At 52.5% G+C, this 12,665-nt stretch carries 19 protein-coding genes; 1 reads left to right on the forward strand and 18 read right to left on the reverse strand.

What is annotated here, in order from left to right:
• Position 1: 1 nt before the first annotated feature.
• The 18 genes from FY034_RS07310 to FY034_RS07395 all read right to left on the reverse strand — a co-directional run bounded on the left by FY034_RS07310 (position 2) and on the right by FY034_RS07395 (position 12,152).
• The gene (locus tag FY034_RS07310) at positions 2–175 is read right to left on the reverse strand and encodes a hypothetical protein (RefSeq protein WP_265554794.1); all 174 of its coding nucleotides are present in this window, start codon (positions 173–175) and stop codon (positions 2–4) included.
• Positions 159–413: a hypothetical protein gene (locus FY034_RS07315; protein ID WP_265554795.1), complete on the reverse strand. Its 255-nt coding sequence runs from the start codon at positions 411–413 to the stop codon at positions 159–161. The genes FY034_RS07310 and FY034_RS07315 overlap by 17 nt, the downstream gene beginning before the upstream one ends.
• A complete protein-coding gene (locus FY034_RS07320; protein WP_265554797.1) occupies positions 410–1,411 on the reverse strand; it encodes an integron integrase in 1,002 nt (333 codons plus the stop codon). Before FY034_RS07320 ends, FY034_RS07315 begins: the two co-directional genes overlap by 4 nt.
• A 99-nt stretch (positions 1,412–1,510) precedes the next feature.
• Positions 1,511–1,894: a hypothetical protein gene (locus FY034_RS07325; RefSeq protein ID WP_265554798.1), complete on the reverse strand. Its 384-nt coding sequence runs from the start codon at positions 1,892–1,894 to the stop codon at positions 1,511–1,513.
• Positions 1,891–2,304 (reverse strand): hypothetical protein, encoded by a 414-nt coding sequence (locus tag FY034_RS07330; RefSeq protein WP_265554799.1) that lies wholly within the window; start codon positions 2,302–2,304, stop codon positions 1,891–1,893. The genes FY034_RS07325 and FY034_RS07330 overlap by 4 nt, the downstream gene beginning before the upstream one ends.
• A 476-nt stretch (positions 2,305–2,780) precedes the next feature.
• Positions 2,781–3,074 (reverse strand): hypothetical protein, encoded by a 294-nt coding sequence (locus FY034_RS07335; RefSeq protein ID WP_265551214.1) that lies wholly within the window; start codon positions 3,072–3,074, stop codon positions 2,781–2,783.
• 254 nt (positions 3,075–3,328) lie between these two features.
• On the reverse strand, positions 3,329–3,556 hold the full coding sequence (locus FY034_RS07340) for a hypothetical protein (RefSeq protein ID WP_265554801.1): 228 nt from the start codon (positions 3,554–3,556) through the stop codon (positions 3,329–3,331).
• 615 nt (positions 3,557–4,171) lie between these two features.
• A complete protein-coding gene (locus FY034_RS07345; protein ID WP_265554803.1) occupies positions 4,172–4,552 on the reverse strand; it encodes a DUF551 domain-containing protein in 381 nt (126 codons plus the stop codon).
• A 253-nt stretch (positions 4,553–4,805) separates the two neighbouring features.
• On the reverse strand, positions 4,806–6,290 hold the full coding sequence (locus FY034_RS07350; protein WP_265554805.1) for a CHC2 zinc finger domain-containing protein: 1,485 nt from the start codon (positions 6,288–6,290) through the stop codon (positions 4,806–4,808).
• A 336-nt stretch (positions 6,291–6,626) separates the two neighbouring features.
• Positions 6,627–8,402 (reverse strand): DNA primase family protein, encoded by a 1,776-nt coding sequence (locus FY034_RS07355; RefSeq protein ID WP_265554808.1) that lies wholly within the window; start codon positions 8,400–8,402, stop codon positions 6,627–6,629.
• Entirely contained in the window at positions 8,395–8,802 is a 408-nt protein-coding gene (locus FY034_RS07360) for a hypothetical protein (RefSeq protein WP_265554810.1), read from the reverse strand. Before FY034_RS07360 ends, FY034_RS07355 begins: the two co-directional genes overlap by 8 nt.
• Before the next feature lie 174 nt (positions 8,803–8,976).
• Positions 8,977–9,840, reverse strand: coding sequence for a hypothetical protein (locus FY034_RS07365; RefSeq protein WP_265554812.1), 864 nt, complete (start codon positions 9,838–9,840; stop codon positions 8,977–8,979).
• Between the two features lie 139 nt (positions 9,841–9,979).
• On the reverse strand, positions 9,980–10,183 hold the full coding sequence (locus FY034_RS07370) for a hypothetical protein (RefSeq protein ID WP_265554813.1): 204 nt from the start codon (positions 10,181–10,183) through the stop codon (positions 9,980–9,982).
• A 358-nt stretch (positions 10,184–10,541) separates the two neighbouring features.
• Complete coding sequence (locus FY034_RS07375; protein WP_265554815.1) at positions 10,542–10,688, reverse strand: hypothetical protein; 147 nt, start codon at positions 10,686–10,688, stop codon at positions 10,542–10,544.
• Positions 10,689–10,964: 276 nt separating this feature from the next.
• On the reverse strand, positions 10,965–11,198 hold the full coding sequence (locus FY034_RS07380; RefSeq protein ID WP_265554816.1) for a hypothetical protein: 234 nt from the start codon (positions 11,196–11,198) through the stop codon (positions 10,965–10,967).
• Positions 11,186–11,383, reverse strand: a complete 198-nt coding sequence (locus FY034_RS07385; RefSeq protein WP_265554818.1) for a hypothetical protein — start codon at positions 11,381–11,383, stop codon at positions 11,186–11,188. Before FY034_RS07385 ends, FY034_RS07380 begins: the two co-directional genes overlap by 13 nt.
• The gene (locus FY034_RS07390; protein ID WP_265554819.1) at positions 11,380–11,826 is read right to left on the reverse strand and encodes a phage regulatory CII family protein; all 447 of its coding nucleotides are present in this window, start codon (positions 11,824–11,826) and stop codon (positions 11,380–11,382) included. The genes FY034_RS07385 and FY034_RS07390 overlap by 4 nt, the downstream gene beginning before the upstream one ends.
• Before the next feature lie 68 nt (positions 11,827–11,894).
• Positions 11,895–12,152 carry a hypothetical protein gene (locus FY034_RS07395; protein WP_265554822.1) on the reverse strand — a complete coding sequence of 86 codons (258 nt, stop codon included), beginning with the start codon at positions 12,150–12,152 and terminating at the stop codon, positions 11,895–11,897.
• A 64-nt stretch (positions 12,153–12,216) separates the two neighbouring features.
• Between FY034_RS07395 and FY034_RS07400 the strand changes: the two genes are divergently transcribed.
• A complete protein-coding gene (locus FY034_RS07400) occupies positions 12,217–12,510 on the forward strand; it encodes a hypothetical protein (RefSeq protein WP_265554823.1) in 294 nt (97 codons plus the stop codon).
• The last annotated feature ends 155 nt before the right edge of the window (positions 12,511–12,665 follow it).

A 12,665-nucleotide genomic window follows, 5' to 3' on the forward strand; every position in this document is an offset into this window, starting at 1 on the left:
GTCAGTGTTTATACCCAAAGGTTACGGTTGCGGTGATTGCCAGGGCTGAGAGCCAGTAGCAGACATCAGCCGGTTTGCGTTCATAGGCCCAGCGCAGGGCGTTGAGCAGGTAGAGCCCCATTATTAGGTAGCTGAAGACGCGGGGGTCAAACAGCAGGTTACGGATTGCTTGCATGGGGCATCCCTTCCAGCGCTTCTACCTTGCGCAGCAGTACGGCTATCAGGTCATAGGTTTCATCAATTACGCCATGGGGGCCGTGGATCTGTCCGCATTCTTCTGCCTGATCTATTTCAAGCTGTTCACCAGCTGCTGCAGCGTTCATGTCTGCCAGGGTGTAGCCGGTCCAGTTGTGTTTATCACAGGCGCGGTTGTGCTTGGCCTGCAGGGTTATAAGGGTGGTGATGTGAATCATGCTGCTATCCTTGCCGGTCTACGATCAAGCGGGCTGTTTACCCGGCTGGGGGTGATCATATGGACATAGACCATGGTGGTTTCAAGTTTGTAGTGGCCCAGCAGCCGCTGCAGGCGTGGTAGTACGATGTCCTGAGCACCGTCTGCATCTTCTAGCCAATGGGTGGCAAACGAGTGCCGCAGGATGTGAGGGTAGACCCGTTTGCCGATTCTGGCTTTTGTGCCGGCAGCTTTTACCTGTTTTTGCAGGGCTGATTCATGCAGGTGCCAGCGGCGCTGAATGCCGGTTGCTTTTTCGGTGTATCGGGTAGGGGCGGGGAATACCCATTGCCAGTGATATGCCCAGGGGGCATTTGGCAGTTTCTTTGCCATGGCGCCGGGCATATCAACAGCGCCCCAGCCGTCTTCAAGATCCTGCCGGTGGAGTTCTGCCACCCGTGACAGGTGCTGGCGCAGTGGCGCAATGACCAGTTCAGGCAGTGGAACATAGCGGTCTTTATCACCCTTTCCGGCACGGACCAGCACGGTACGGCGGTCAAAGTCAATGTCTTGCACCCGCAGCTGGCAGCATTCCATCAGACGCAGGCCGCAGCCGTACATCATGGCGGCCATGATCCAGACAGGGCCCTGCAGGTTGTCCAGCACTTTCCAGACTTCATCCCGGCTTAATACTACCGGCAGCCGGGCAGGGCGCTTTGAGCGCAAAAACGAGATGTCACCCAGGTCTATCTTGAGGACATGCTTGTAGAGGTAGACCAGGGCGCATAGGGCTTGCTTCTGGGTGCTGGCAGCGACGCCTTGACGGCCTCCCACCAGATGGGTGAGGAATTGGCCTACCTCTACAACGCCCATTTCTGCCGGGTGCCGCAGTTTGTGGTGATGGATGTACCTCTTGATCCAGTCTACATAGGTGCTGATGGTGCTGTGGCTCATCCGTTGGAGCCACATTGCGTTGCGCACCTGGTCCAGTAAGCGTGGTTTGTTGGTTTCGGTCTTCATTTGCGGCTCCTTTCAGGGTTAAGTTGCTGTTTTTACGTTTAAGCGTTTCCGGTTATGCCGCATGATTGCGGCGGAATTGGATGTTAGAATCATCTTGGCTTATGGCCTGTCGGCCAGGGCTTCGCGTGCTATCGTCATCAGATGCACAGCCTCATACTTGATGTTGCACTTATCGCCGGTTTCGATAATTTTCTGCAACGCTTCTCTATACCGATCTTTGTCGATAATATACCGTGCTAACCCCTCGCCCTGTGCCAACGCCGTCTTTTTCCACATGCACGCTTCATCATCCGCATCCTGTTTCTGATCCTTGTATATTGCGGCTTGTTCCTTCCAGTGGTCAATCTGTTGGGCCTGCCTCAGCATGGTTGCGTGACAATCGGCAATTTCAGCCAACAGCATTTGACGGCATCCGTGTATTTCACCTTCCATGATGCTTTTGCCACAGTGCTTGCAGTCGGCATATTGGTAATTCTCGCTCACAGCACACCCCCGCAGTTCTTGCCAAGGTCAGCCGATGTCAGCGGGTCACACTCCCCGCAGGCAAAGCAAACTTTCGCACCCATGACAGTACAGCCGTGTTCCTCCTGCAAAACCTTGATGGCAATCTCCTGCATCATCACGGCTTGCTCGTAGACGTGCCCCGGCTCCAGTGTGCCCCGCGCAATCTTTTTCAGCGCCGACTTGAAATTGTCATGGGCTACAGCGGTCTGGTGAAAATCAATCTGCAACCGTGCAATTTTACCCAGAGCATCATCAAACTCGTCTCTCAACATCTTTTCATGTTCATGCACTTCCGCGATGCTCATAAAACCCTTTTGCACGGATGCCCTAAATGCAATGTCATCGCACACAGCACAGTCGCAACCGTCATCGTGCCCGTCGTAATTCATTCTATCCCCCTCATTTTTCGCTTTATTGCTGGCCAGGACAGAGCCGAAAACGTCACACAACACATAAAGCCCATAACAACCACACGTAAAGACGCCTTGTTGTAACTGCGCCACTCCAGAGCAACGCGTAAAAAATCAAAGTCGTTGCTGTATCCCCACCAAAATCCCCACTGATACCGGTTTATCCTCATACCCGCCGCCCCAATTTGACCAGCCACCAATCCAGAATGAAAAACCTCCTAACTCCGAACTGCACTTCCCACATCGCTAAAATCTGTTTTCTCGTCCACGATCTGAAAGACTTTGGGTTCATGTTGTCGCCTTGGTACTTCCGCCACGTATCCCACCATTTCGAGCTTCCGTCGTACATCGTAACCCCTATGCCTTCGGCAGTGCTTCGCACGCGCCAAGATGATTCTAACCAAAACGCTCGAAGCCGACCGCTTCGCGGCGGTTCAGCTCAAGCCGTTAGATGCCTATGCGAAACCCGGCCCACATTCATACGCAACCCAATTCTCTGCCCCTTGCCGTTGGTAATGAATCTCTGACAATGGGCCACATAGATGCACACGCCAGTCAGAATCAGGGAAATTAGCCGCTACAGCCTCCACCGCTGACATTGAAATGCAGCTGTCGTAATCAGACCCATGCGGTTCGCTGTAAAAACACTCGTTGTCTTTAGTAACAAATGCACTCCCAAAACCTACAGAGACATGCGCCGCCATCGGTATATTTGGCACACCGTCAAGCTGCTGCATTTTTTCGTACATATCATGCTCCCTTGCGGCTTCTAACCGCTCAATCAAGTGCGACTGGCTTACAGCCAGCGCCTTATCTCGTTCTCGTTATGGGAGGAGGGCGCAACCCGCACAGCACCCTAAATGCCTTCTTTACGCTGGCTTTTCGTGTGAGTGAATCAGGCCGTGCGCTTCTCACAATCCAGCAACCTCCACCATGCCCACTAGGTATCCAATGGACTCCCATAACTAAACATTCAACCCGTCAAGCGGGTTAATTCAAACCGTTAGGTACACTCAGCCCACACGGTTAAATCATGATCATCAAACCACTCGTTTTCAAAATATCGGTCATCGCTACCGCCTTCCATTTCGCAACATTGTGGGGCAGCCGCTACCCATTTTTCATCTTCTGAATGCCACATGGCGGCAAGTGGTTGAGGCCAAGTTTTAAATTTTGCTATAATGCACCTCCCGTCTTTAGGGGCTTTTTTAGCATCTACCCAGTTCAACATGGTACGTACCTAACGCCTTAATTAACGCGGACTTGCTTACTGTGGGCGCGTTTTCCGGCGTTTCCTTTCTGTGTAATTTCGGTGTCTCAGTCATTTCATTTGCCGCAAGCCGGTTATCCGGTTACGTTCCCCCGACCTGCGGTCGGAGGAACGGGCCCCCCGGCTGACAGGGTGGATGATCCGCCCGCCTGCGGGCGAACCATCCGAATGGACACGGAGCCTCTGCGGGGCCCTGTCATCCGGGGGGCCCGTTATGGCGCACGGCAGCCTTATTGCCGATTGCCACAGTTTTTAGTGATCCGATTCGGTTTCTTCGACCGGAGGTTGAGCCAACTGCTTGTTGGAACAGTTGAGCACGATGGAGCCTCCGCCAAGGTGGCCAACTCCGCAAGGCATCATGTGAACGGCGTTTATTGCCCCCTGAATGACCATGCGGTCGGTGCAGATGTCTTTTTTGACGCAATCCCCTTGCCCGCCAGGGATCGGAGAAGGGTAGTTACAGCATGGTGTTTCCAACGAATATGACATGAGTGGTAATTCTCCTTTTTGTGGTATGTGCGCCATAACCAAGGCGCTGGTGCGGGACGGATAAGGCCCGCCCCACAGCTCTAATCGTTAAACCGACTCTGGTTGCTTTGGTGGTTCAGGCAACGGTTGCCAATGAGTTGGCATCGTAACGCACGCCTCCCCGCCTTCGCTATCCATCCAGCCGTTGCAGACATCCAGATAAATAACCATCATTGAACCGTTCGGCCAGCAGCCGAGCAGGTCATTACTCCGGCATGTGTCGGGGTCAATTTTTGGAAGCGTGCCAACATCTCGCCATTCAGTATCCATCACAGCGGCCAGAGTGTCGGTCAATCTCGCTACCTCGTTTTTCAAATCCATGAGTTGCCTGATTTCAGGGAACGACCCTGCAAAGTCGCTGCATCCCTCTCCAGCCAAGATTCCACACATCCACTCCCACCGTGCCGCCGCTTCTATCGCGTCTATCATCTGATTTTCCTTTCGCTGGTTTAACAAGCGCTAGGACCCCACACAAAAACCGTGGGGTTCAAGCGCCAGCCGTTATGGCGCAATAATATCCGCCACGTTTCTCGCGACCATAAATCCGCATGCCATAGCCATTGCAGTTGTGACACCGCACCCCCTACCTATTGATGCAATTACGAAATACAGGCCCAATATCAGCCAGCAGCAGGCCAAAAATGTTTTCATATTCGTGGCACCCCCGAGCCATAACCAAACATTATTTCCCCAGTTTGACCGTTTTTTCTATGTATCCGCCGTCACTAAACTCATCCTTGATACACAGAAGCAGTTCTTTGGCGTGGTCGGCATATTCACCAGCGGTACCCACAGTATCAAGCATCCGCTGCAGCTCGTTGATGCTGTAGGCGGTTTTGCCTTGTTTCCCCAGCTTTTCCCATGTTGGCTTGTCATCGGTGATGTGCAGTTGATGGGTGCCGATTTTGACTACGGCCACGCTGGCCTGTTGCTGTTCCTGCACCTCTCCCTGTGCCGAGGCACTATAAAGCGACGCAGAATGATCATTGCCAGCATCAGGCGCCACGGTTTTGGTGACAGTTTCTTCCCTTGTGGTGACAACTGGCGCTTTTATCTCTACCCGAAGTGCTGGTGGTAGGCCGTCACGTACCCATTGGTGCAGATCTATGCCAGCCTGGAATGCTTCACCGGGGTCTTTACCGTCTGGTACGGGCCAGCGCTTCCAGGTGTCTGGAAAGGTTTTTGACCACCAGCCGCAGGCTTCTGCACCAGGGGCAACCATCCGCTGTTTCTGTTCGTTCCATTGAGGCTTGTCAAAATCCAGTGCTACCAATATCCGGCGGCTTTGCTGGAGCGATTCAAAGGCGGTGGCCTTGGGTCTAGTGCTGCATGACCCGAGCGGTACGGTGGCGACAAGGTCACCGGCCAACCAATCAATGAGCAGTCCGTCAAGGTCGCTCTCTACTATTACGTGGGCCTTGGCGGTCGGGTTGAGGCAGATGATGTCGTTGCCGCTGCCGGGCAGCCAGTGGTAACGGGGGTCTTTTGCATCACGCAGGTTTTGCTTGCGGATGCGGATGCGGTGGATTGCACCGCTACCTGCGGGATCTGCCCATGGGATGACAATGCCTTGTGGTAGCCAGAGCTTTTTAGGCTTGTTGGTTTTTTCGCTGATCTCTTCAGGCAGACCCCAGGCGGAGCGCTGACGGTAGTAGTCTTCTGGCAGGTACCCGAGGCGGTATTTTTCTACGGCTTCACGGGGCAGGCCACGACCGGCAAGGTAATCCAGTTGTAAGCTACTGGTTAACAACTGCTGGTGAGCGTGTTCTACCAGTGCCGCTGCTTTTTGTTGCCATTTTTCAGCCGGGGTGTCTGCCTGATGGATGACGGGACCAGTGGGGCGCTGTTGAGCAGGGTCTGGAGCTGCTGGTTGGTCTGTACGCTCACCACGGCCACGGCTGCATTTGTCCCAGACAGGGCATTCTACCCGCTCACAGGTTATACCAAGCTCTCGGTGGGCTTCCGGGCAGGTCTTACCCTCTATCTGGCGCAGAAAACGGACAGGGTCTGCGTTGAATCCGCAGGAGTAGCAATTAACAAAATCTTTTGCCACATTGACAGTGAATGCATCCTTGTTTTTACCTCCACCACAAATAGGGCACGCTCCAACATAGTTGGAACCAGTTTTTGTAAGTGAAATATGCTTTTCTGCCAGAGCGAGTATCATTAAGTGCCCTTTTTAAATATCATCATATCGTCATAATCATCATGGCTGTTTATCTTGCTGTTATTACTTATAAAAACACTAAAAATGATGATTATGATGAAAGTATATAAAGTTGAAAATGTTTGAAGCGTTGTAAAAACTTAAAAGCGGGATTATGCCGCTTGTTATGTTCTCGCGTGCGCGCGCGCCCGCGAGGTTTATATACTTTGGTCATTATCATCATGTTTGCCACTTTGTTTAATGGTTGCGCTACTTTGGCAACCATGATGATTTATGATGATATGATGATTTTCCCCTGCCCCGAGTAAAAGCAGCCTGTCAGTGATGATAAGGTCATCATTCCTGTGACCATCCTGACGGTAGTTGCCGGTGTTCGATGAGGCCCAGGCCGAATACTTTGGCATCGCCACCGGCTGTTTCGCGTTTGAAGCCGCGCTTGTCGAGTTCTTTGCCAAACCACTTTTTGCTGGGGCAGTTTGAGGCCCTGGCATCTTGTGTTTCATTGAACCACCAGGCAAAGGTGTCGTAGATGGCCTTGAAGTTCTCGCGGTGGCTTGGCGTTTCTGCCTGGCAGCAGGCGGCTATGAATTGACCTATCAGGTCTTCATCCTGCTGGAGCTTTTCAGCGTCTTTGATGCAGCTGTCAGGGACTATGAGCTTGCCGCGCTTCTGCCATTTGGCGAATCCTCTGACCAGCCATGCCAGTATACCCGGCAGTTCTTTCTGCAGGCGCTCTTTGAGGCCGCGATCCTTGAGCCGGTAGAATTCGGCGTTGTTGGGATCTTCAAGGGCTTTCTGTTCTGGATCATCGACGAACATGTACTTGTATTTGAGGTAGATCAGGCGCTCACGCAGGGCGAAGTCTTTGGTGAGCCCTCCTGGTACTTCGTTGGTGCGCAGGTGGAGCTTGTGAGTTGGCCGGAAGTTGGTGTCGGCTTTGTCGTAGAGCAGACGGGCGTTAAGGGTGTCTGATCCGGTGAGTTCTTTGACACGGGCAGCGCTGATCCGGCGGCCTTGGTCGGTTTCACTGGCTGCTGCGAGGCGTCTACCGCGCAGGGCAAGGATGTCTGGAGATGCACCGGAGCTGCTGCGGCTGGTTTTGTTGTCAAGGAGTAGTTCTGCCTGGACGGTCCAGTAGAGGGGACCGAGTGCTTGCTCGATCATTTCAAAGAGTACGCCTTTTCCGTTGCGGCCTTTACCGACGTGGACGGCGATGAATTGCTCTAAGGTGAGACCGGAGGCGCAGTAGCCCATGAGTTCTTGCTGAAAATCGACTACTTCTTCTTCAAACATGGAGTGTAGGAAGGTTTCCCATTCTGGTGCCGGGGTGTCGAAGCCATGGTATTCTATGGGGGTGCCTTTACTGAGCCAGTCAGATGGTTTACCAGGGCGGAGTTCTCCGGTTTCAAGGTCTACTACTCCGTTGGCGCAGGGTAGCAGCAGGGGATGCTGATCGAGTTCATCACCGGAGATTGCCAGGGGGTTTTCTATGATGTGAGCCCATTTGACACAGCTGTCTGCACCACGGACGCCGTTGAGTTTATCAACTCGGCTGATGAGTTTCTTACGGGTTCCGGTGAGCCCGGCAAGTTCTACGGTGAGGTGGGCTTTCTGGGTTTCAAGTTCTGAAATAAGCTGTTCAGCCCGTGATTTGTCTTGCGTGGCGGTGGTGATACCGGGTCCATCGTTGGCTTTGATGGCTTTTTCAAGGGCGCTGCCAGCTGATTTGATCATGCTGTCAGCCGTTTTAATCTCTTTTTCAACGCCACGTAGTTGATCACCCAGCCGTTGGATAGGGGCTTTCAGGCCGGTGGCTTCATCCAGGTACATCCCAGCAACGGCTTTGACCTTGCGCAGGTGGAGATCATAGATGTCTTGCTCCCAGTAATGGCCCTTAAAAGTTAACCATTCCTGTGATTTTTTAACGAATACGACCTGATCACGGTGCAGTTGAGCGTAAAGCGTGCCATCACCAAGCTCATTGTTGGCCAGGCATTCGATCACAAAGGCGCTGGTGAGCTCTTCCGGCGTTTGCCCGGCTTCTGGTGGCTGGGGAAGAAATTCGGCTTCCTGCTGTATGCGTTCGTTCACCAGATCAGTATAATCAGGCACCGGCAGACTCCCAGAACTTGATTTTGCTGAACCAGGCTTTTACGGTGTCGCAGTGCAGGCCGGTCATAATGGCAACGGTACGCTGATCGCAGCCCAGGCCGATGCAAAGCAGTATAATTTCAAACTGTGCGAAGGTTATGTGGGAATCAGCCAGTATGGTACCGGCCCGGGGGGAAAACTTTGTCTCACAGCTCTTGCACCAGGTACGATCACCACGCCAGAAGGTTTCAAGCGGGCGACGGCCCTGAATAGGCTGGCCACAACTGGCGCAAACGGCACCCCCAGGATATAACTGGCGCAATACTCGGGCAGCTGATGATTTCGCATCACACACCTCATGCAACCAGCGCAGTGCATAACCACCCGATTCTATGTCAAAACCGCCTGTCATTTCTGGCATTGCCGTTTCTCCGCAATCAAAAAAATTTCATTCGTAACCAAACACCGAGGTCTGAATAGCCCGCACGGTATAGAGTGGGGTAAGGACCCGTGAAAGCCTTGGGCCTTGTCGATCAAACCAGCCAGGACATAGTGATCATCTGGTTGGTTACCTCACCGTGGGGGTGCGGGGGAATCACCGTGCAGTCTTCAGTGCTTGGGCAACAGCAGCGGACATGATGGCAGCGCCTTGCTTGTCAACAAAGCGCTGGGCCTCACCATAGAAATCAAACCGCTTGGTGTATGTTGGTGCCTTGGCCTGCATCAACACGGGCTTTACGTCAGCACCATGCACGCCACTCTTCTGCCAGATACCAGCGGCCAGATGCTGTTCCCACCTACTGTTCCACAACCTAGAGTTAGGGTCTTTTACCTCTGCATATCTGCCCATACTCATGAAATAAACCTTGCCACCTATAGTCTTGTAACCACGCTTCGGATCCTTAACCAGTTGCCTTTTGGTTACAGTCTTCATCTTGCCTGCCTTACTGTCCCAATAAGTACGCTTCATCTTAGCCAGCTTTTCTTTGTTGGCCTGCTTACTGTTGGCGGTATAACCTGCAGACATTTCTGCCACCCCAAAGTAAGAGCGCAGCTGTTGTAAAATACTGGATTTAAAATTCCCGTGCTGGTCAATGTATCCGAGCTCATAAGCAGCTTTGCCAGGCGTAAACCACCTGCTACCGAATGCTATCTCTGTGCCCTTCTTGTGTCGTGACCCGCCCTTGATCAACGGCTCCAAGTAATGCGTGCTATGCTTGGGTACATCCTTCAAACCAACAGTCGCAGTAGGGTTGGCCTTGCTGCCCTTAGCTACAAACAAACTGTTAAGCGTGTACTTGGTAGGGCGATCAAGCACGGACTCCATCACGCTGCGCTCATGCTTCTGGAGACCCACAGCTATATCGTTGATCCCTTTACTGATGGCATAAGGGATCTGACGTGCGGAGTTTGACAGAGCTGACATAGTTGCCCTGGTATCCACCTTGATACTGATCACAGCCCACCCCCTACAGGGTGATGGACGGTTTCTTTTCCTACTTGGTGGGAGGGGAGGGGAGAGGCAGAACGGCTGGACACCGAAAGGCCTGAGTGCGCCACTGCGTGGCGTGATGCTTGAGTCAAGGTCTTCATGGTGGCTATACCTCCAGCCCCTGAATACGCTGCACAAGGTTTGCTGCGCGCACCAGGGCAGAAGCAGGGGCCAGTCCAGAAAGCGCCTCCAGGGCCTTGCGTTCAACCTCATACCAGGCATCCCTAAGTGCCATGTGTACCAGCGGATCTACCCCAAACGAAACCGACTCGCCATCAGCATTATCAACCTTGCCAAACGAGGCAGACACCTCAGCTACATCAGCATCCAGATCAGGATATACAGCCGATGGCTTGCTAACTGGTCCGGTGGGAAGGCATGGCGCCCGCTCTGTCGTAACTGATGATGCTCCTGCAGATGATCTTTTCTTTTTGCGCTGGGCAGTGGTACACACACCACAAAGCCCATTAGCCTCAAATATGGCATCATCACGCTTACATCCTGGACAGCGGAACTTGTCACCCTTCCTCAACTTCTTTGGCTCAGCCACAACAACCTCCCGACAAACAACAGATGGATTAACCTCTGTGCATTCACGGCATGAAACATAATTGCTCTGCCGGTACTGCTTACACTTCGCATCACCAGGCACTATGCGTGCTGATAACTCACAGGCCATGCTTCACCGCCAGCAACTGGATAGCCTTACTCAAATCCTCGGCACTACAGTTAAACGCTTCCATCGTCTGCAAATTGCGAAAATAAAATGTATTTGCCACCCTCATAAACTCCCATGGATAGGCTATAACTGACATGGCGCACCCCTTAGAATAAAAAGCCCCGGCAGGGAGGAAGGAGGAGCCCCACCGGGTAACCGTTATGGCCTTACCCCTTCAATGCCCCTGAAATAAACTGGTTGATACTCGCTGCAGGCGCACTCATAGCCGTTGATCCACGCAAAAACGCTATCGCGGGCATGCAGGTTGTAGTCGCGGCAGCGGCCTTGCATTTTGCACCCATCACACAAGCAAACAGGTCCGTACACATCAGGCACTGCCTTTCTGCTGCTGTCACCTCGCTGGGCCATGATATCACCTCCGCACCAACGGCTGCAGAACCAGCAGTGCCTCAACGGAATCCATCTGCTCATGGGTAGGGGTCTGTAACCGATACGCAGCAGGCTGGCTATACACAATGCCAGCTGCAGCAACCTCTTTAATGGTGGCGGTTGTTACCTCTGCATCCTTACGGTCAGCATTACCAGCCAAACCAAACACAGCCAGCACCAGTATAACCACCAACATCTTACCGATCAGTTTACGCATGGCTTACCCCCTTTAAACTCTGCCCACTTGCGCTTAAGCAGAGCCTTATTGTGCTGTTTAATTGTTTCCCGACCTGCGCTAACCAGCTGACGGGCCTGCTCTTGCTGAACCGGCACAAGCAACAGATCAAGCCGTTCGCGCAGCTGGCGAATCTCGGCCAGAATCAACTGCTCAGTCGCTGTCATGGTTTCACCGCCCTAGCTGTACTGGCCATCAAACCCGCCAGATCACGCAACAGATCAAAAAACAACGGTTCAACCCGCCTGTACTCATGATCATCAACCCGGCCATCAGCCAGAATTCCCTTCATCTGGTAGGACAGATCACCCATCCTGCCAAACAGATCTAGCAACCCCTGGTTAATCTCAACATGATCCTTGCCAGCCTCCGGCAAAACAAACGCCACGCGGCCACATGCATTTTCAAGGTAATCAAGAACAGCATAGTTACCGGTGGCGTTAATCAACGGCATCAGGTGCTTTAGCTGGAAATTAAACTCTTCCAAATTTGGATTCCCAGCATTAGCCAGATAGCTGTACGAAATGCCCAGCTGATCAGACAGCCGCTTCATAGGCACATCGCTGTTGTGAATCGTTTCGTGAAGAGAATCTTTAAGGGTAGTTTCCATTAGAATTTTACCTTTTTTTCTAGCGGATTTAATGACTTAGGATTGATAAGCTCAAAACCATGAAACCACTAACCGCCATACGCAGCTGCTGTAGTAAAGGCATTCTCATCAACCTCAACCAACAGATTGCGGGATCTAACGTACTCCAGCACCCGCAACGCTCCGGGGCTCTGCATCCTCGGATAGGTATTGGTGAGCACCTTCACCACCATGCTGCGGGAAACACTCTTGTCGCCCTCTTTGGCGGTCCTGTTCAGCTCTCTGGCTACCTCTGCCAGATTCAGCACACCACAGGCGGCATGGGTCTTGTTAAAATCAATATTCATTTTGTTGAACTCCTGATATATTGCCCGGTGCAAACCGGCTTAAAACTCTGTCAAAGGAATTAAAATGGCCAAGAAACCCGGTTACACCATTGAGCAGCACGAACAACTTGGTATTGAACTGCAAGCCATGCGGGACAGGCTCGTCAAGATCCAGGTTGAACTTAGCCACGCATATCCAATCAAGCTGGCCAGTAAGGTTGATCCGGCCTGCAAGGCTGTTGATGCCCTGCGGTGCGCTCTTGATGATCAGATATGCAAAGAACATCCTGGCAACAAAGACATGCTCAGGGTCTACTACCGTGCTAATCGAGCCGATTACAAAGAACCGGAGTCACCTGCAGGTGATAAGCAAAGGTAGCCTGGCACTTAGCGCAAAACCCAACCTGGTTATCCTCCATCAGGTGTGATAGCAGGGCGGCCTTTGACTCTGGCTTGATCTCGCATTCATTTTTACAGGTCGGGCAGGTGATGGTCATAAACAGCCCCTTTCAGTTCAACGTTGTTTGATGTTCA

The organism is Trichlorobacter lovleyi (assembly GCF_015239775.1).
Classification (GTDB): domain Bacteria; phylum Desulfobacterota; class Desulfuromonadia; order Geobacterales; family Pseudopelobacteraceae; genus Trichlorobacter; species Trichlorobacter lovleyi_B.

Bases quoted from the DNA above. Each gene is read 5' to 3' on its own strand.
- FY034_RS07315 (WP_265554795.1), bottom strand. From the start codon at position 413: ATGATTCACATCACCACCCTTATAACCCTGCAGGCCAAGCACAACCGC.
- FY034_RS07350 (WP_265554805.1), bottom strand. From the start codon at position 6,290: ATGATACTCGCTCTGGCAGAAAAGCATATTTCACTTACAAAAACTGGT.
- FY034_RS07360 (WP_265554810.1), bottom strand. From the start codon at position 8,802: ATGCCAGAAATGACAGGCGGTTTTGACATAGAATCGGGTGGTTATGCA.
- FY034_RS07380 (WP_265554816.1), bottom strand. From the start codon at position 11,198: ATGCGTAAACTGATCGGTAAGATGTTGGTGGTTATACTGGTGCTGGCT.
- FY034_RS07340 (WP_265554801.1), bottom strand. From the start codon at position 3,556: ATGTTGAACTGGGTAGATGCTAAAAAAGCCCCTAAAGACGGGAGGTGC.
- FY034_RS07320 (WP_265554797.1), bottom strand. From the start codon at position 1,411: ATGAAGACCGAAACCAACAAACCACGCTTACTGGACCAGGTGCGCAAC.
- FY034_RS07395 (WP_265554822.1), bottom strand. From the start codon at position 12,152: ATGAATATTGATTTTAACAAGACCCATGCCGCCTGTGGTGTGCTGAAT.
- FY034_RS07375 (WP_265554815.1), bottom strand. From the start codon at position 10,688: ATGTCAGTTATAGCCTATCCATGGGAGTTTATGAGGGTGGCAAATACA.
- FY034_RS07330 (WP_265554799.1), bottom strand. From the start codon at position 2,304: ATGAATTACGACGGGCACGATGACGGTTGCGACTGTGCTGTGTGCGAT.
- FY034_RS07345 (WP_265554803.1), bottom strand. From the start codon at position 4,552: ATGATAGACGCGATAGAAGCGGCGGCACGGTGGGAGTGGATGTGTGGA.
- FY034_RS07400 (WP_265554823.1), top strand. From the start codon at position 12,217: ATGGCCAAGAAACCCGGTTACACCATTGAGCAGCACGAACAACTTGGT.
- FY034_RS07385 (WP_265554818.1), bottom strand. From the start codon at position 11,383: ATGACAGCGACTGAGCAGTTGATTCTGGCCGAGATTCGCCAGCTGCGC.
- FY034_RS07390 (WP_265554819.1), bottom strand. From the start codon at position 11,826: ATGGAAACTACCCTTAAAGATTCTCTTCACGAAACGATTCACAACAGC.
- FY034_RS07335 (WP_265551214.1), bottom strand. From the start codon at position 3,074: ATGTACGAAAAAATGCAGCAGCTTGACGGTGTGCCAAATATACCGATG.
- FY034_RS07310 (WP_265554794.1), bottom strand. From the start codon at position 175: ATGCAAGCAATCCGTAACCTGCTGTTTGACCCCCGCGTCTTCAGCTAC.